This is a genomic window from Paraburkholderia fungorum, assembly GCF_902833645.1.
GTDB lineage: Bacteria > Pseudomonadota > Gammaproteobacteria > Burkholderiales > Burkholderiaceae > Paraburkholderia > Paraburkholderia fungorum.
Genome location: NZ_CADFGE010000007.1, coordinates 42,389 through 61,008 on the forward strand (window position 1 = coordinate 42,389; position 18,620 = coordinate 61,008).

At 62.0% G+C, this 18,620-nt stretch carries 16 protein-coding genes; 2 read left to right on the plus strand and 14 right to left on the minus strand.

Features of this window, described 5'->3' with window-relative positions; genetic code table 11:
* Positions 1-12: 12 nt before the first annotated feature.
* Positions 13-897, plus strand: coding sequence for a Kdo hydroxylase KdoO (gene kdoO, locus HWX91_RS21495; protein ID WP_028199819.1), 885 nt, complete (start codon positions 13-15; stop codon positions 895-897).
* Positions 898-973: 76 nt separating this feature from the next.
* Positions 974-2,287 carry a lipid IV(A) 3-deoxy-D-manno-octulosonic acid transferase gene (gene waaA / locus HWX91_RS21500; protein ID WP_028199818.1) on the plus strand — a complete coding sequence of 438 codons (1,314 nt, stop codon included), beginning with the start codon at positions 974-976 and terminating at the stop codon, positions 2,285-2,287.
* 22 nt (positions 2,288-2,309) lie between these two features.
* On the opposite strand, the gene ureG is transcribed toward waaA, so the two are convergent.
* From ureG to urtB, 14 genes are all read right to left on the minus strand, one after another.
* A complete protein-coding gene (gene ureG, locus HWX91_RS21505; RefSeq protein WP_028199817.1) occupies positions 2,310-2,963 on the minus strand; it encodes an urease accessory protein UreG in 654 nt (217 codons plus the stop codon).
* An 11-nt stretch (positions 2,964-2,974) separates the two neighbouring features.
* Entirely contained in the window at positions 2,975-3,655 is a 681-nt protein-coding gene (locus tag HWX91_RS21510; RefSeq protein WP_028199816.1) for an urease accessory protein UreF, read from the minus strand.
* Entirely contained in the window at positions 3,642-4,304 is a 663-nt protein-coding gene (gene ureE, locus HWX91_RS21515; RefSeq protein ID WP_028199815.1) for an urease accessory protein UreE, read from the minus strand. Before ureE ends, HWX91_RS21510 begins: the two co-directional genes overlap by 14 nt.
* Positions 4,305-4,306: 2 nt before the next feature.
* Positions 4,307-6,013 carry an urease subunit alpha gene (gene ureC / locus HWX91_RS21520; RefSeq protein ID WP_028199814.1) on the minus strand — a complete coding sequence of 569 codons (1,707 nt, stop codon included), beginning with the start codon at positions 6,011-6,013 and terminating at the stop codon, positions 4,307-4,309.
* 52 nt (positions 6,014-6,065) lie between these two features.
* Positions 6,066-6,371, minus strand: coding sequence for an urease subunit beta (locus HWX91_RS21525; RefSeq protein ID WP_028199813.1), 306 nt, complete (start codon positions 6,369-6,371; stop codon positions 6,066-6,068).
* 32 nt (positions 6,372-6,403) lie between these two features.
* The gene (gene ureA / locus HWX91_RS21530; RefSeq protein WP_028199812.1) at positions 6,404-6,706 is read right to left on the minus strand and encodes an urease subunit gamma; all 303 of its coding nucleotides are present in this window, start codon (positions 6,704-6,706) and stop codon (positions 6,404-6,406) included.
* Positions 6,707-6,869: 163 nt separating this feature from the next.
* Positions 6,870-7,673, minus strand: coding sequence for a transporter substrate-binding domain-containing protein (locus HWX91_RS21535; protein ID WP_028199811.1), 804 nt, complete (start codon positions 7,671-7,673; stop codon positions 6,870-6,872).
* A gap of 206 nt (positions 7,674-7,879) precedes the next feature.
* Positions 7,880-9,712, minus strand: coding sequence for a tetratricopeptide repeat protein (locus HWX91_RS21540; RefSeq protein ID WP_063627896.1), 1,833 nt, complete (start codon positions 9,710-9,712; stop codon positions 7,880-7,882).
* An 85-nt stretch (positions 9,713-9,797) separates the two neighbouring features.
* Entirely contained in the window at positions 9,798-11,900 is a 2,103-nt protein-coding gene (locus HWX91_RS21545; protein WP_081833225.1) for a S8 family serine peptidase, read from the minus strand.
* Positions 11,901-12,311: 411 nt separating this feature from the next.
* Entirely contained in the window at positions 12,312-13,193 is an 882-nt protein-coding gene (locus tag HWX91_RS21550; RefSeq protein ID WP_028199809.1) for an urease accessory protein UreD, read from the minus strand.
* A 170-nt stretch (positions 13,194-13,363) separates the two neighbouring features.
* Positions 13,364-14,056: an urea ABC transporter ATP-binding subunit UrtE gene (gene urtE / locus HWX91_RS21555; RefSeq protein ID WP_028199808.1), complete on the minus strand. Its 693-nt coding sequence runs from the start codon at positions 14,054-14,056 to the stop codon at positions 13,364-13,366.
* A gap of 808 nt (positions 14,057-14,864) precedes the next feature.
* On the minus strand, positions 14,865-15,728 hold the full coding sequence (gene urtD, locus HWX91_RS21560) for an urea ABC transporter ATP-binding protein UrtD (protein WP_028200539.1): 864 nt from the start codon (positions 15,726-15,728) through the stop codon (positions 14,865-14,867).
* Positions 15,725-16,921: an urea ABC transporter permease subunit UrtC gene (urtC, locus tag HWX91_RS21565; protein WP_028200540.1), complete on the minus strand. Its 1,197-nt coding sequence runs from the start codon at positions 16,919-16,921 to the stop codon at positions 15,725-15,727. Before urtC ends, urtD begins: the two co-directional genes overlap by 4 nt.
* Before the next feature lies 1 nt (position 16,922).
* The gene (urtB, locus tag HWX91_RS21570; RefSeq protein ID WP_081833269.1) at positions 16,923-18,560 is read right to left on the minus strand and encodes an urea ABC transporter permease subunit UrtB; all 1,638 of its coding nucleotides are present in this window, start codon (positions 18,558-18,560) and stop codon (positions 16,923-16,925) included.
* Between the last annotated feature and the right edge of the window lie 60 nt (positions 18,561-18,620).

An 18,620-nucleotide genomic window follows, 5' to 3' on the forward strand; every position in this document is an offset into this window, starting at 1 on the left:
TCAAGGGCGACCATGAACGAAACCCAGATCATCGAAGTAGCGAACGCAGACTGGCACGGGCGCAACCTGTCCGTGCCGCGCGAGACGCTGCTGGCCGGCGTGGAACGCGGCAAAGTGCTGTACTTCCCGAATTTGCGCTTTGCCATTGAAGGCGGCGAACAGGCCTTGCTCGATCCCGCACTGGCCGATCCGAGCCGCAAGAACATCAGTCTCGAGCCGAATGGCGGCGCCTTGCACGGCGTGGCCGGTGACGCAGTCACGCAATCCGCGGTGCGCGCATTGATCGCGCGTTATCAGTCCAATGCGCGCACGCTCGTCGACGGGCTGTTCCCGGAATACAACGGCAAGTTGCGCGTCGCGCCAACGAGCTTGCGGCTGCATCAGGTGCAAGGGCGTGAGACCTCATGGCGTAAGGACGATAGCCGCTTGCACGTTGACGCATTTCCGTCGCGGCCGAATTACGGTGAGCGCATTCTGCGCGTGTTCACCAACGTCAATCCGCATGGTGAGCCGCGCGTATGGCGTGTCGGCGAGCCGTTCGAGGACATGGCCAAACGCTTTCTGCCGCGCATCAAGCCGCAAATGCCGGGTTCGGCGTGGCTGCTGAATCTGCTGCACGTCACCAAATCGCCGCGTAGCGAATATGACCACCTGATGCTCAATCTGCACGACAGCATGAAGGCCGATCTCGACTATCAGAAGTCGAGCCCGCAGGAGACCATGCCGTTTCCGCCGGGTAGCGTGTGGGTATGTTTCTCCGACCACACTTCGCATGCCGTGATGTCCGGGCAGTTCATGCTGGAGCAGACCTTCTTCCTGCCGGTCAAGGCAATGGCGCAGCCGGAATGCGCGCCGCTCGGCATTCTCGAGCGCCTGAAGGGCAGGGCGCTGGTTTGAGCGCCGCTGTCGTTGTCGCTCGTACTTTGAGACTCGCACTTGCAGTCGGATTCGCGCTTGCGCGTGCGGAGTGCCGATGCTGAGGGCGATTTATAACGCGCTCTGGTGGATCGTCGCGCCGCTTGCCGTGCTGCGCCTGCTGATTCGTTCGCGTAAGGAGCGTGGCTATCGCGAGCATATCGCCGAGCGTTTCGGCTATGCGCGCGGCCGGTTGCCGGAAGACAATGCGCCGCTGATCTGGGTACATGCGGTGTCGGTGGGCGAGACGCGCGCCGCGCAGCCGCTGATCGACGCGTTGCTCAAGGCGCGTCCCGACGCACGAATTCTTCTGACCCATATGACGCCGAGTGGCCGCGCCACCGGCGAGCAGATTTTCGGCGACCGCGTGTTGCGCAGCTATCTGCCGTATGACATGCCGCATGCGGTGCAGCGATTTTTGCGGACGTGGCGGCCGTCGCTTGGGCTGGTGATGGAAACCGAAGTGTGGCCCACGCTGATCGACCAATGCCGTCGCGCGGATGTGCCGCTCGTGCTGACCAATGCGCGGATGTCGGCGCGCTCGTACAAGCGCGCGGCCAGGTTCGGCCATGCGACCAAAGACGTGTTCGGCGGCTTTGCGCGCGTGCTTGCGCAGAGCCCGGCGGATGCGGAGCGGCTCACCGCGCTCGGTGCCCGTAACGTCGCGGTGCTGGGCAATCTGAAGTTCGATATGAGTACGCCGCCGGAACTGGCGGCGCGTGGCCATGCATGGCGTGCGGCGATCGGCACGCGGCCCGTGTGGGTCGCGGCGAGTACGCGTGAAGGCGAAGAGGAACTGGTGCTGCAGGCGTTCGCCGCGTTGGGCATCGACAATGCATTGCTGATCCTGGTGCCGCGTCATCCGCAACGGTTCAACGAAGTGGCGGGGTTGGTCGAAAAGGCCGGTCTGCGACTTGAGCGGCGTTCGACGTGGGCGCCCGCGGCAACCGTGGCATCGGCGGCCGCGACCGCCAGCGGCGGCGCGCCTGCTTTGCCTTCAGACGTGAACGTGCTGCTTGGCGATTCGATGGGCGAGTTGGGCGCCTACTATGCCGCCTCTGATCTGGCGTTTATCGGTGGGAGTTTGCTGCCGCTCGGCGGGCAGAATCTGATTGAGGCCTGTGCGGTCGGGGTGCCGGTGCTGATTGGGCCACACGTGTTCAACTTCACGCAAGCCACGGCGGATGCCGTCGCCGCGGGTGCGGCGGTGCAGGTGCAAGATCCGGCCGATCTGGCGCGGGCGCTGCGCGAACTGTTCGGCGACAAGGCGCGAAGGCTGGCGATGGGCGGCGCGGCTTCGGCGTTTGCCGCGCGTCACCGTGGCGCGACCGCGCGCACAGTCGATGTGTTGATGGCGTTGTTGCCGGAATGACGGGAGGCGCGAATGCGCCTTTTTAGGCCTTCAATAAGCCCTTCTTCTCGATAAACTTCACCACCACATCCAGTCCGTCGAGCGCCTTCAGATTGCACATCACGAAGGGGCGCTCGCCGCGCATTTTCTTCGCGTCCGAGGCCATCACCTCCAGATTCGCGCCGACCATCGGCGCGAGATCGGTCTTGTTGATGATCAGCAGATCCGACTTCGTGATGCCCGGGCCGCCTTTGCGCGGAATCTTCTCGCCACCGGCCACGTCGATCACGTAGATCGTCAGGTCCGACAATTCCGGGCTAAACGTCGCCGCGAGATTGTCGCCGCCCGATTCGATGAACACGATGTCCGCGTCGGGAAAACGCGTCAGCATCCGGTCGACCGCTTCGAGATTGATCGAGGCATCTTCACGAATCGCCGTATGCGGGCAACCGCCCGTTTCCACGCCCATGATCCGTTCCGCCGGCAATGCGCCCGCCACGGTCAATAGACGCTGATCTTCTTTCGTATAGATGTCGTTGGTGATCGCGACGAGGTCGTACTGCTCGCGCATCGCCTTGCAGAGCATTTCGAGCAGAGTGGTCTTGCCCGAGCCGACCGGTCCGCCGACGCCGACGCGCAGCGGCGGCAGTTTCTTCGTGCGAACGGATGAGTGAGCGGCGTGATGAGGTGCGTTCATGATGGATCGTTTTATGAGCGAAAAAGCCGCGAATACTGCGACTCGTGACGCGCCGACAGAATGCCCAGTTGCGGCGCGAAGGTGTTGATGTTGTCGGGTGAGGTGGCCAATGCGCGCGTGACGGCGGCGTCGATCGGCTCACGTAACGCGACGATGATGCGTTGCCCCGCGAGTTGGCCGAGCGGCACCGCTTTCAGTGCGGCGGCCGCCTGGTTTTCCACCCAACTGAAGGCGTAGGCGGCAAGTGCGGCGTCCGGCGCTGCGTCGTGGGCGAACGCGGCGAAGGCGAAAGCCGTGGGCTGGGCGAGAGGCTTGAGCGACGCCAGCGTAGCGCGCCGTTCGGCATCGCCCCATTCCAGCGACACGCACAACTGCCGCAGCGACCAACCCATCTGTTCCGTTTCACGCCTGAGCTCGGCGGACTCGCGGCTCGCCAGGAATTCGCTGTTGGCTTCTCTCAGGCCGTCGGCGTCGTGGGCGCGCCAGCGTTCCATCTGATGCGCGAGGAACGGGAGCTCGCCGCGCGCGAGTACGTCGGTCAAGCCGCTCGCGATCCAGTCGCGTGCCGAATCGGCGTCGGTGATGAGTTGCGCTTCGATCGCGGCTTCCAGACCCTGCGAGTAGCTGAACGCGCCGATCGGCAGCGCCGGCGAGGCCAGATGCAACAGCGCCGTGAGTTCAGCGATGCGCATGGTGATGATGATGCCCGTGGCCGCACGATTCGTCGTGGACGTGATCGTCGTGGCTATGGTCATGGCCGTGCTCGTGACCGTGCTCATGCGAGTGGCCGTGCGCTTGATCATGATCGTGCGAGTGCTCATGGCCATGATGTTCGCCGAACACCTGCTGCGCGAGCGCATAGTCTTCCGCGAAGGTTTCGTCGTGGCCATGCTTGTGACCGCCGCCATACGCGCCCGATTCCGGCTGGAACGGCATCGACACCTGGTCCACGCTTGCGCCGATGCGCTTCAGCATATCGGCGAGCACCGGATCGTATTCGAGCTTCAGATAATCCGCGCCGACTTCAACGGGCGTATGGCGATTGCCGAGGTGATACGCGGCGCGCGTCAGCGTCAACACATCTTTCGCGCGCGCGACCAGCACCGCTTCGGGCGCGGCGACGATACGCACCAGAGCGCCGTCGTCAGCGACCAGCACATCGCCGTCGCGCAGCACCGTGCCGCGTGGCAGCAGCAGCGCGACTTCTTCGCCGTTATCGAGTGTGGCCGCAAGACGGCTCTTACGACGGTCGTCGAAGGTGAGCGTCAAGGTCGGCGCGCGTTTCACCAGCACAGGTGCCAGTTTCAGATGCGGCGCGATCAGTTTGTCGAGAGTGCGCATGCTTAGAACAGGAAGTAGCGTTGTGCCATCGGCAGCACCGTGGCGGGCTCGCAAGTCAGCAACTGACCATCGGCGATCACCTGATACGTTTCCGGATCGACGCTGATCGACGGGCGCCACGCGTTGTGAATCATGTCGGCCTTCGTGATGTTGCGGCAGTTCTTTACGGCAACGATACGCTTGTTCAGGCCATAACGTTCGCCCACGCCCGCATCCGCTGCCATCTGCGAAACGAAGGTCAGGGAAGTGCGGCCCAGTGCACCGCCACGCGTGGCGAACATCTCGCGATAGTGGACCGGTTGCGGCGTCGGGATCGATGCGTTCGGGTCGCCCATCTGCGCCATTGCGATCATGCCGCCCTTCAGGATCAGCGACGGTTTGATGCCGAAAAACGCGGGCTCCCAGAACACCAGATCGGCCCACTTGCCCGGCTCGATCGAGCCGACCTCGTGCGAGATGCCGTGCGTGATGGCCGGGTTGATCGTGTACTTGGCGACGTAACGCTTCGCGCGGAAATTGTCGTGGCGCGCGTTGTCTTCAGGCAGCGCGCCGCGTTGCACTTTCATCTTGTGCGCGGTTTGCCACGTACGGATGATCACTTCGCCCACGCGCCCCATCGCCTGCGAATCCGACGACAGCATCGACAACGCGCCGAGGTCATGCAGGATGTCTTCGGCAGCAATGGTCTCGCGACGAATGCGCGACTCGGCAAACGCGATATCTTCCGCAATCGACGGATCCAGATGGTGGCACACCATCAGCATGTCGAGATGTTCTTCGAGCGTGTTGACGGTATACGGGCGCGTCGGATTGGTGGACGAGGGCAGCACGTTCGCTTCGCCACACACCTTGATGATGTCCGGCGCATGGCCGCCGCCCGCGCCTTCGGTGTGATACGTGTGAATCGTGCGGCCCTTGAACGCGGCCACGGTCGCTTCCACGAAACCTGCTTCGTTTAGCGTATCGGTGTGGATCGCAACCTGCGTGTCGGTGTCGTCGGCGACGGACAGACAGTTGTCGATCGCGGCAGGCGTCGTGCCCCAGTCTTCGTGCAGCTTCAAACCGATCGCGCCGGCGGCGATCTGCTCCAGCGCCGGTTGCGGCTGGCTCACATTGCCCTTGCCGAGAAAGCCGAGATTCATCGGATAGCCATCGGCTGCCTGCAACATGCGTTCGAGATGCCACGGACCCGGCGTGCAGGTTGTCGCGTTCGTGCCCGTAGCCGGACCCGTGCCGCCGCCGAGCATCGTCGTCACGCCGCTCGCGAGCGCCTCTTCGATCTGCTGCGGACTGATGAAGTGAATGTGTGTATCGATGCCGCCCGCCGTCACGATCAAACCTTCGCCAGCGATCACCTCGGTGGACGCGCCGATCGCGATCGTCACGTTCGGCTGGATATCGGGGTTGCCCGCTTTGCCGATTGCGGCGATGCGGCCGTTCTTGATGCCGATGTCGGCCTTGACGATGCCCCAGTGATCGAGAATCACCGCATTCGTCACGACCGTGTCGACTACCTCGGCATGCACGCGTTGCGACTGGCCCATGCCGTCGCGAATCACTTTGCCGCCGCCGAATTTCACTTCTTCGCCATAGGTCGTGAAGTCGCGTTCGACTTCGATCAGCAGCTCGGTATCGGCGAGGCGCACGCGGTCGCCGGTCGTGGGGCCGAACATTTCCGCGTATGCGCGGCGGCCAATGCGTAATGTCATGGTGTGGGTCCGGAGATGAGCAAGGTGGCCAGAGCAGGTGCCTGAAGAGGCATCAGAGCTTGCCCATGATCTTGCCGTTGAAGCCGTAAACGATGCGCTCGCCCGCCAGTTCGACCAGTTCGACGGTGCGCTCCTGTCCGGGCTCGAAGCGCACGGCGGTGCCTGCCGCGATGTTCAGGCGGAAGCCGCGTGCCGTTTCGCGATCGAAGGAGAGCGCTTCGTTCACTTCGTAGAAGTGATAGTGCGAGCCGATCTGCACCGGCCGGTCGCCGGTATTCGACACGACCACCGTGACGGTCGCGCGGCCCGCGTTGAGTTCGTGTTCGCCGTCGTCGATGAGGAGTTCGCCGGGAATCATGAGGCTGCCTTTACGGGGTACGGAGGTACGGGTTACGGGATCGGATGGTGAACGGTGACGAGCTTGGTGCCGTCGGGGAAGGTGGCTTCGACCTGGATATCGGGGATCATTTCAGCCACGCCTTCCATCACATCGGCGCGCGTCAGCAGCGTGGTGCCGTAGTGCATGACCTCGGCGACCGTTTTGCCGTCACGGGCCGCTTCCATCAGCGCGGCGGTGATGAACGCGACCGCCTCTGGATAATTCAGTTTGAGGCCGCGGGCGCGGCGCCGTTCGGCGAGTAGCGCGGCGGTGAAGATCAGCAGCTTGTCCTTCTCGCGAGGTGTCAGCTTCATTGAATGTGTGCGGTGGGTTGCGCCGGTCCCGAGCTGGGCCGGCTGCGACAATGATAGGCGCTGCGCGCCATGGCTGCGATCGCATGCTGCGCACGGGATGAAGCCACGACGATTGCAATGCCGGATAAGCCAGCTACGGTATCAACTTTGGCTAACGACGCGCTTACAGATCGGCCGGCAGCGGCGCGCCGAACCACTTCTTCGACATGGCATTGAGCGTGCCGTCCTGCTTCGCTTGCGCGATTGCCGCATTGACCTTCTGTTGCAGGCGCGGCTCGTTCTTGTTCATGCCGACAAAGCACGGTGAATTCTTGATGACGAACTTCGGCTCCGGGCGCCGCGGCGGATTTTTCGCGAGAATCGCCGCGGCGACGATATTGCCGGCGGCGATCAATTGCACCTGCCCCGAGAGGAAGGCGGCGATGGTCGCGTTGTTATCTTCGAAGCGCTTGATGGTCGCATTCGGCGCCATTTGCGTGAGACCGATTTCCTCGAGCGCGCCGCGGGTGGCGCCGACCGTTTTGCCGGTGAGGTCGGCGGGACCGGTGACCTTGATGTCAGCGGGACCGAACACGCCCTGGTAGTAAGGCGCATAGGCGGTCGAAAAATCGATGACCTTGTCGCGCTCAGGCGTTTTGCCGAGCGACGAAATCACCAGATCGACCTTGCCCGTTTGCAGATAAGGAATGCGGTTCGCGCTGTTGACCGGCACGAGTTCGAGCTTCACGTTCATCGACTTCGCCAGCAGCGCGGCGGTATCGATGTCATAGCCTTGCGGCTTCATATCCGGGCCGACCGAACCGAACGGCGGGTAGTCTTCCGGCACAGCGACTTTCAGCACGCCTGCCTTGGCGATATTGTCGAGCGTATCCGCCTGAGCGATGGGCGCATGAATGGCGAGGACGGGCGAGAGCAGCAGTGCGGCGAGCCAGGCGCGACGCGCGGGACGAAGAATCGGTCGAGTCATGTCAGGTGAGCGGTGGTGGTGAAAGCGGTCGGCTGCCGTCAGGGTGCGGCAGCATCGTGGGGAATCCCGACGCAAGGTATGTGCCATGCCGGTGCGATAGGCGCGGGCGGGGCAATTATCGAGTCTGCGCACACCGGCGGGGCATTGTCGATCCCCAATCTGGTGCGCGAATGGCTTTGCGGCGATTGAGCGTCAAAGCCGCGCCGTTATGAGGTCTCGACTTCGCATGGGCACGCGCGGCGTTGCAATGCCTGCCGCACGGTCTCGACCACGCTGGTCCAATCGCCCGGCGTGCGCTGGCGAAACAATCGCATTGACGGATACCAGGGGCTGTCGGTCCGGTCTATCAACCACCGCCAGTCCGCACATGTGGGAATGAGCATCCATACAGGCAGGCCTGCCGCTCCGGCGAGATGCGCCACGGATGTGTCCACCGTAATCAGCAAGTCGAGCGTTTCGAGTATCGCGAGCGTGTCGGTGAAGTCGTTGATTTGCGGCCCGAGCGTCCGCAACTCAAATTCGAGGGCCAGGGATTCGCTCTGCCGCTCATGCGCGCCCTTTTGCAGCGAATGCCAGATCACGTCCGGAACGGAAAAAAGCGGCTTCAGCAAGTCCAGCGAAATGGACCGGTAACGATCGAGGCCATGCGTGGGACTGCCGGCCCACACCACGCCGACACGCAGTTGCGCGGGATGCCGCTTTGGCGAAATCGCATCGATGCGGGTTTGCCACTGCTGTCGCTTGTGTTTCGTGCCGCTGAGATAAGGCATCGCGACGGGAAGCATCGACATGCTCAGATGCATGTACTCCGGCATCCGCAGCATGCGGCACCAGTAGTTGTAATGTGCGGATGGCCTCGTTACGTAGACATCGCGCACACCCGCGGCGCAGGCTGCAATTTCCGCAAGCGGGCCGTGAATCCAGACGTCGACGGTTGCGCCTCGTCGATGAAGCCAATCCGCGCATCGCAGAAACTGCAATTCGTCTCCCAGACCTTGCTCGCCAACCAGCAGGAAGTCGCATCCGGCGACACTTTCCCCTTTCCACAAAGGGACACCCGGGACCGCCGCGTCCTCGTTTTCTGCGAGCTTGTCCAGCCACTTGTATCGTTTCCACCCCTCTTCGAAATCGCCGAAACGCAGCAGCGTGGTGGCCAGGTTGTATTGCATGGTCGCGTTGTCGGGCATGAGCCGCGCCGCTTCGATCGAGTGGGTTCGCATCTGCTGAAAATCACCGAGCATGCTGAGCGCGAAAGTTGCATTGTGATGCAGCCAGGCATTCGCCGGATCCAGGCGAAGACCTTGGTTTGCCACAGCGAGTGCGTCTTCAGCTCGATCAACGCAATTCAGAGCGAATGAGAGTTCCTTGAGTGCGGTGGCGTTGTCAGCAAAGTACTCGCGCATCTGCGAGACAACGGTGCCGATGAGATCGGCACGCCCCGCCTTGCCTAGTGCTTGTATGAGCTCGGCGCCGTCTGCCGCGCGGGTTGGATCGATGGCCCACGCGCGTAACCAGTAAGTTGCGGCGTTGTCGTGACGTCCTGACTGTTGGCTGATTGCCGCGAGCGAGCGCAAGGCGTGATGCGAGCCGGGTTCGATCTCCAGCGACTTCGCGTAATACGTCATGGCTTCGTCGAGGCGTTTAGACGAACGCAGGCAGTCCGCGAGATTCGCGTAGATGGTGGCGCTTCTGTCCGCGAAAGCCAGCGCGCGATGGAAGAAGGCTTCGGCCGCAATCGGGTTGCCAGTCAACGCGGCAAGCAAGCCACGTTGTTCCCATAAGTCGGCGCGCTGCGGAGCCACATGCAAGGCGCGGTCGAAGAATTTGCTGGCCTCGTCGAGCTGTCCGTTTTCGAAAGAGGCTATGCCGGCATGATGCAGCGCTTGCAAATGGCGTGGTTGCCGTTTGAGGATCTGTTCATACTCGTAGATTGCTTCAGGCAGGCGGCGCGCGCGGAAGTGAGCGTCCGCGCGCGCCATGCATGCGTCAATGCTCGCCGGGGCGGCCGGGCGATTGACTGACGGGATGCTGTTGTTCATAAGAGGTGCTGTCTGCCAACAGGGAGTGGATGCAGCGCCCTTGCACCTGTGTTCGCGCAAGGGCGCCGGTTTCACGTTCGTGTGATTAGTTGGCGAGGCTGGCCACCATCGAGACATCTTGCACGTTAGTGAAAGCGCTCAAGGCAATGTAGTACGTTCCGGGTTGCGGATTGCTAATCACGCAATTCTGGGCTCGTCCGCTGACAATCGTGCCTTCACAGATAGGGTTGAGCATGGACGGCGTATCGCGCCGCACCCTCATGATCGCCGTGCCGGCTCCGCCGGACATCGCGGTCGTCAGGCTCTTCGCGCCGGCCGGAACCGTAATCGAATAAAACGACACCTCGTAGCTGTTGGCCGAGAACCTGATGGCCTGATCGGGTCGCAACGTCTGGACGGGCGGCGCATAAACCGTCAGTCTGCGTACGACCTTGCTTGTTGCGCCGCTACTATCGGTGACCTTTAACGACATATCGTAGTTGCCGGCGTATTCGATATTCAGATTGTCCCAATGACGAGCGTCCGTCACCGTAACCTCAGGATTGTCGCCGAGCTTCCAGGTTCGCGACACGAGGGTGGGGCCGCCCCGACTGGTGGAAAGATCCTGGCAGTCCAACTGCATGACATTGCTTTTCTTCTGTACGCAACGGAAATCCGCCGCCGCCGGTATCTTGCCGGATCTGGCTGCTTCGACCGTTGCGGCGGCGTCGAGCATTCCCGCGCCCAATGGGAATGCCTGGGACCCAGGAACGAAAGCTCGGGCGTTCTGCATGAGCAGACTGCGGACCTCGGGCGGTGTCAGCGGCTTCGGCGCGGCCGCCTGGGCGAGCGCAATCACGCCGGAAACGAACGGAGCGGCCATCGAAGTTCCGCTCAGGAAGGTGTACGACTCCGAAGTCGGTGTGCGGCCGCCGCCGGCCCAGGTGGACCAGATGTTTTCGCCGGGGGCGGCGAGGTCCACAACGGGCCCGTAGTTCGCGGAGTTGCCGCGCGTGCCGTCCGGCATGAGGCTCGATGCGACGATGACGCCCTGGCAATTGCCGGGTTGATAGAAGCCCGCGTTCAGATTGTCGTTGCCGGCCGCGACCACGACCGAGGCGCCTCTGCCCGTTGCGTCATCGATTGCCTGCTGATAAGTGATGCTGCAATTCCCATTGCCGCCGAGACTGAGATTGAGGACCCTGGCAGGAAACGGATTCGCCGGGACGCCAGAAACGGTCCCTCCGGCCGCCCACGTGATGCCGTCGGCCACGTCCGACATCAAACCGCTCCCGCAGCCGTTCAGGACCCGAACCGGTACGACCTTCGCACCCCATGCCGTGCCGGCCATGCCCTTGCCGTTGTTGGTCAACGCGGCGAGGATGCCGGCGACGTGGGTGCCATGCCATGTGACGCCGCAAGTTCCCTCCGCGAGACCGGGATTCGAACCGTTGCCGCCGCGATTGCTTGCCGTAAAGTCATAACCCGGCAGGATGTTGGCATCGAGATCGCTGTGCGGTGTCACACCGTTATCGAGCATGGCAATCACCACGCCCGAGCCGTTGCTGATGTCCCATGCCTGCTCAGGCCGAATACCCGCGGGCCAATTGCTCATGTTTCCGCGCTGCTGAAGCGCCCATTGGCGCGGAGCATAGTCGGGGTCATTGGGTGTCATGGTCGTGTGCATCGGCACGTCGGCCTCGACATATTCCACGTCGGGATTCGACGCAAGGTCGCGCATGAATGCGGTGGCTTCGACAGCGGTCAATTTGCGATCCGACGCGATAAGGTCCGCACCGACGCCGAGGCGCCGCAGATGCCGCGCTTTCATCCCGAAGCGCTTGCCGTGAGCGTTGAGCAGCGGCTGGACCGTCTCCGGCGACGTGCGCTCAGAAGTGCCGTCGCGATACTTGACGATGAAGCGGTCATTCGACGCACCGGCTTCCATGCCGCTTGTGTTGATCATGGCGGTTCGCGAAGGCAGGCGCGAATCATCGGCGGTTGTAGCCGCGTTGTTGGTCGCGGAGGGAATGGTCTGATCGGCGGAATCGACATCGTTGCGTCCACCGCATGCCGTTAGCGCGAGTGATAACGACAGGTACGTTGCACCCAGCAACGCCGCTCTTAATTTTTTCGCCCTTGATGTCGTGGTGTGATCGAGTTGCGCTTGCCGCAAAACCGGCCGGCTTTTATCAAATCTTTTTTTCATTATTGGTAATGTCCTTCGTACCGCAGGAAGAAGGATGGCCCCTGTTTTTCTGTTGGCTGCAGTCGCGCACGCGGGTGCGCTGATCGAGCCGGTCTCCACCTTTGGCGATTGGTCACGCCGATGGTATTTTTCTTGATTGAGCTATTAATTAGCGCATGCGAGCTTAATATGGCTGGTGATCAGCCATGTCTGCTTTTGTTGCGGAAATTTCAGTGAAACTGGGGGGATTGCTGGTGATTCGCTGGAAGGCTTGGGGCGGGGTGATTCACATACCCTGCGTAAGCTGGTGAAGCCGGTCAGGGCAAGCGGCAAGCGTGACCGTCATGACGTGAGCTCACGCGACGGTCAACGAGGAGATGTTGTGTAGATGTGCACTGAAACAGGAATGAATGTTGCGGATGACCGTTGCAGTCACGTCGACCAGATTCGCAGTGGTACGGCCTCGACTCCGTGCACAACAGGTCTCAACTGAAGCCAGCACTGTGTCAAAGCCCGCTGCAGCATTTCCATGGACCGCGAGACCGCTCGCACGAGCAACACGCCATCCGTGACACAGGAAGCGGCGACCCGCAATGAATCATCGAACGGCAACTCGGCAGTGAGCGCCTCAGCGAGTGCATCATTGCAGGCTGTCCCCACCGCCCACAGCGTCCCGTAAGCGGGAAATCCGGCTAGCCCCTGGGCCGCGTCCCGCAATGAATCCTCCGCCGCAAGGCTTGCGCGTTCGAGCCACAGCGCCTCGCCATTCGCGCCAACGATTCGTGATACCGCGCGCAGATGCCCGGCCGACCATCGCTCGCCGGCCGCTTGCCGCCCAAGCTGCGTGGCATCCCATCCAATTGCGGTTGCGCCTTCATCCAGCGTCAGCGAAAAATCCAGCATTGCATTGGCGTGATCGAAAACGATATTGTTCTGCGGCAGCCAGTCGAGCTTTGCCTGCGGGCCGACACGCACTGCAATATTTTGCCGTGCGGCACGGCCATTGGACTTGTACCACTTGGTCGCGCCAGGCGTGGTGATGACGGCATGCGCGCCCTCGCCTACGGTCACATCGATGTCGAGATGATCGCCGCCTGCGATTCCGCCCGGCGGATGCACGATGACTGCATGACAGATCGCATGGCCTTCCGGGTAAAGCGGCCTTTGTATGCGCAACGGACCGTCATGCCGCCGATGTTTGAGCGTGGTCCGCTCGCCGTCTTTGACGAAGCCGAGTTCGAGGCGCGCGCGCCATTGCGAGTGCGTGGTGTTTTGCGCGGTGGCGAGTGCGACGTGGTTTTCGTGAAGCGACATACGGATGGAAGTGCGAATGGACGGGCGGGGCGGCGCGGCGCAAAAAAGGATGCAGCAAGTGACGCGCTGGCAGCCGCGTCAACGCGAAGCGTGTCAGCGCGCGCGAGGCAACGGCTGGTCGCGTTGCTACAGAATGCGGCGAGGATAGCACGCTGCGCTGCTCGCACGCGTCAGACGGCGATCAGTGCGCGTACGCCATCGGTATCCATGTTGGCTCCTTCGCCGCCGGCGACGATTTCACCGCGGCTCATGACCCAGTACCGATCGGCAATTTCCTTGGCGAAGTCGTAATACTGTTCGACGAGCAGTACGGTCATGCCCATTTCTTCGACCAGTTGGCGCAGTGTGCGGCCGATGTCCTGGATGATCGAGGGTTGGATACCTTCGGTGGGTTCGTCGAGGATCAGCAATTGCGGGTCGCTCATTAGCGCGCGGCCGATTGCGAGTTGTTGTTGCTGACCGCCGGAGAGGTCGCCGCCGCGGCGGCTGCGCATATCCTTGAGGACTGGGAATAATTCGTAGATGCGGTCCGGGATTTTTTTTGGGGCTTTTTTGCTGGCTGCGCCGACTAGCAGATTTTCTTCTACTGTCAGGCGGGGGAAGATGTCGCGGCCTTGGGGGACGTAGGCGAGGCCTTTCTCCACGCGGGAATAGGTGGGGAGTTTGGTGATGGGGGCGCCGCGCCAGGCGATGGAGCCGCTTCTGGTTTGGACGACGCCCATCAGGCATCGGAGCAGCGTTGTTTTGCCTACGCCGTTGCGGCCTAGCAGGACGGTGAGTTTGCCGTCCGGCACGGTGAGTTTTACATCGCGGAGGATGTGGCTGCCGCCGTAGTACTGGTTCAGGTTTTCTACTTCTAGCATTTTTTAGGGTCCTAAAGGGGAGCCTGTTTGGCGGGTTTCGTTTCTGTTTCCGTTTCTGTTCTGGTTTGGGGTTTGGGTGTTGGTCTTTTGGCCTTTCCTTGCTTTCTTATCGGTCTATTAGCGTTCCCCCTGTGCGGGGGGGCACCTACTTTTCTTTGCCTGCCGCAAAGAAAAGTAGGCAAAAGAAAGCGGCTCAAACCGCTAGCTCATAAGCGGGTCCCCCGCACAGTATCGGTAGTGGTGCATCTGGAATCTGTGTTCTCGCACATTTCCCGCTAGTGACAAGGCAGTCATACCTCCGGCGGCGCTGCGCGCGCCGACGCCCAGTTCAAAACACCATCCGCCGCGTTTCGCGGTGTGCCGTATCTGGAGTGATGCACCTCCAGAATGCCGTTTTGCTTGCGCATTGGTGCCTCGCCGAGGCGAAGCCGACGGCCCCCGCTACGCGAAGCGAAGCCGCTGGTTTCCCTGGCAGACCCATCCGCGACGCACGCAGTGCGGAGTGGGAACTGATGAGTCCTTTGTCAACGGCGCGGAGTGTGCGGGGGCACGGATTCCAGATGCACCACTACCGTGGCTGTGCGGGGGAACCGCTTAAGAATTAGCGGTTTGAGCCGCTTTCTTTTGCCTACTTTTCTTTGCGGCCGGCAAAGAAAAGTAGGTGCCGCCCCGCACAGGGGCAACGCTAATAGACCGCTAACAAATCAAGGAAAGGCCAAAGAACCAAAGCGCCAAAGAACCCAAAGAACCAAAGTCATAAACCCACAGACAAAAACAACCCGCCGTCAAGGCAAAAAAACCCACACCATTACCGCCCAAGATAAGACTCAACCACCATCTCATCACGCTTAACCTCATCCAAAGTGCCATGCGCAAGAACCCGTCCTTCGGCCATCACCGTCACCTTCCCGGCGTCGCCCGACAACGCAGCCACAAACTCCATATCGTGTTCAACAACCATCATCGAACACGTCCCACGCAAATGATTCAGCAACTCAGCCAACTGCATGGTCTCGTCATCAGTCATACCAGCCGCAGGTTCATCAAGCAAAAGCAGCGCCGGCTGCTGCATCAGCAACATCCCAATCTCAAGCCGTTGCTTCTGCCCATGCGATAACTCGCCGGCGAGCCGCCGAGCCTCGCTCTCCAACCCAATCAACGCCAACGTCTCTTCAATCCGCGCCTGCGCCTCACGATCCAATCGTGCACGCAGGGAAGCCCACCATCCCTTGTCAGCCTTCATCGCCAACTCAAGGTTCTCCCACACAGGATGTTGCTCAAAAACCGTAGGCTTCTGAAACTTCCGCCCAATCCCGGCACGGGCAATAGACGGCTCGTTCATCCGCGTCAGATCGATCGACTGCCCCAGAAAAACCTTGCCGGAATCCGGCTCCGTCTTCCCCGTGATGACATCCATCATCGTCGTCTTGCCAGCGCCATTCGGCCCGATAATGCAACGCAGCTCGCCCGCATCGATCGCAAGGCTCAACGCATTCAACGCGCGAAACCCGTCGAAACTCACGGTCACGTCTTCAAGGTACAGAATCGTCCCATGCGAAACATCGATCTCGCCTGGCACTACGGCGTGCCCCATACTCGCGACGCCGCTCAACGAGCGTTCGGCAGGCTCTTCAGGTAACGCAAGATCAGGAACCATCGGGTTTTCGTTCATGAGCGATTCCTCTTGCGCGTGACCATCTCGATCAGCCCCATGATGCCGTTCGGCAGCAACAACGGGACCAGCACGAAGATCAAACCAAGAAAGAACAGCCAGTATTCAGGGAAGTTCGCCGTAAAAAAACTCTTCGCGCCATTCACCGCGAATGCACCGATGATCGGTCCGATCAACGTGCCGCGTCCGCCCACCGCAACCCAGATCGCCATCTCGATCGAGTTGCCCGGCGACATCTCGCCCGGGTTGATGATGCCGACCTGCGGCACGTACAGCGCACCGGCAATGCCGCACAAAACGGCGGAGACGGTCCACACGAAAAGCTTGTACGCGAGCGGGCTGTAGCCGAGGAACATCAGGCGCGTTTCGCCGTCGCGCACCGCAGTGACCACGCGGCCGAGTTTCGATGTGACGATCGCGCGTGCGCCGATAAACGCCAGGATCAATACCACGAACGTGATCAACAGCAGCGCAGTGCGCGTGCCCGGATGCGTAATCGGAAAACCGCCGATGCGCTTGAAGTCGGTAAAGCCGTTGTTGCCGCCGAAGCCCGTTTCGTTGCGGTAGAACAGCAGCATGGCGGCGAATGTCATCGCCTGCGTGATGATCGACAGGTACACGCCCTTCACCCGCGAACGGAACGTGAAGAAGCCGAACACCCATGCCACAACGGCGGGCACCAGCACCACCAGCAGCAGCGCGTAACCGAGATGCTGTGTCCCCTGCCAGTACCATGGCAGCTGGTGCCAGTCGAGAAACACCATGAAGTCGGGCAGATCGCTGCCGTACTTGCCGTCGTGGCCGATCGAACGCATCAGGTACATGCCGATCGCGTAGCCGCCCAATGCAAAGAACAACGCGTGTCCGAGGCTCAGAATGCCGCAGTAGCCCCACACGAGGTCGAGCGCCAGCGCGGCAATCGCGTAGCACATGAACTTGCCGGTGATCGTCATCGCATACGCGGACAGATGAAACGCGCTCGTCTCCGGGACCACCAGGGTGGCGAACGGCACACCGAGACCGAACACGATGATCAACGCGATCAGCGCGAGCCACGCACGGCGCGATAGCAAGGCGGGGCGTGGCGGCAAACCGAGCGCGAAGCCGGACTGCGCCTCATACCCGGCAGCAGCGCGACCGCTCGTTGAGCCAGTGTGTGTTGAGGGCGTGGCGGATGAGCTTGCCGATGTCATGTCAGGCCTCCGCGCTGCGGCCCTTGAGAGCAAACATGCCCTGCGGACGCTTCTGGATGAACAACACGATCAGCACGAGCACGGCGATCTTGGCGAGCACCGCACCCCAGAACGGCTCGATCGCCTTGCTGACCAGCCCGAGCCCGAAGCCGCCGATCACCGTGCCTGCAAGCTGGCCGACGCCGCCAAGCACCACGGCCATGAATGAATCGATGATGTAGCTCTGGCCGAGGTCCGGCCCCACGTTGCCGATCTGCGAGAGCGCGCAGCCACCGAGGCCTGCAATGCCCGCGCCGAACGCGAACGCGTACGAATCGACGCGCGCGGTCTTCACGCCGACGCATGCCGCCATCCGCCGGTTCTGCGTGACGGCTCGCACGAACAGACCCAGGCGCGTTTTGGTGAGCACCGCCCACGCAATCCCGACGACGATCAGTGAAAACGCCAGAATCGCCAGCCGGTTGTACGGCAGGATCAGATTGGGCAGCACGGTCACGCCGCCGCTCATCCACGCGGGGTTGATCACCTGGACGTTCTGCGCGCCGAACAGCATGCGCGTCGCCTGAATCAGAATCAGACTCACGCCGAACGTGGTCAGCAGGGTTTCGAGGGGACGGCCATATAAATGCTTCAACACCAGCCGTTCGAGCACGATGCCGACCAGCCCGGCTGCGGCGAATGAGGCAGGCACGGCAAGCAGCGGATACCAGTCGAATGCGCCGGGCGCAAAGCGCTGGAACAGGTTCTGCACGACATAGGTGGCGTATGCACCGATCATCAGGAATTCGCCGTGCGCCATGTTGATCACGCCGATCAGCCCGTACGTAATCGCGAGACCTAATGCGGCGAGCAGCAGCACGCTGCCGAGCGACAGGCCGGCGAACAGCGTGCCGGCGATCTGGCTGCGCCGCTGGATCGAATCGAGTTCGTCGATGCCGCTTTGCGCGGCGGCGCGCACCCGGCTGTCCGTTTCGTTGAAGCTGCCGTCCGGCTTCTTCGCGACGAGCGGACGCAGTAGTTCATTCATGTCCAGATCGTGCCGCGCGGCGACCAGTTGGACGGCTTCGAGGCGCTTGGCCGGGTCAGCGTCGTGCAACGCGGTCATCGCCCACAGCGTGTCCAGGCGTTTCTTGAGCGCCGGATCGGTTTCCTTCGCGCGTGCCGCATCGACGAGCGGTTTGATCGACGGATCCGGGTTTTGCAGCAACGCCGTAATGGCAGCACCGCGCGTGGCGGCGTCGGGCGAATCGAGTTGCAATCCCGAGAGCGCGCCGGCTACTTTCGAGCGCAGCAGGTTGTTCAGGGTGACGGGTTGCGCGTCGCCCGCGGCGACTGTTTTGCCCGTGATTGCATCGCGCGCCGTGTCGCCGTCCTGCAGCAGCACCTCGCCGGAATCGGTGGCGAGCGCGCTGTCCTCGGAAAGGGCTTTGAGGACAGCGAGCGACTCCTTGTCGTGGTTCGCGATCAGCTTGTCGATGGCCGCGGATTTCGCGTCGAAGTCATCGCCGGCGAGCGGTGCGACGTCGGCCGGGGTCAACGCGAAAGCAGCAAGCGGAGCGCCGGCGAGAAGCACGATCGCCAAGCTGCCGATGATCTCTCGCGCGCTGCGTCGTGCGGCAGTCAGGAATGAAAACGCCATGATGGCCTTTGAATAAAAACGGCAGGGCGGCGCGGCATCGTGCTGAAGAGCCGCTGCCGC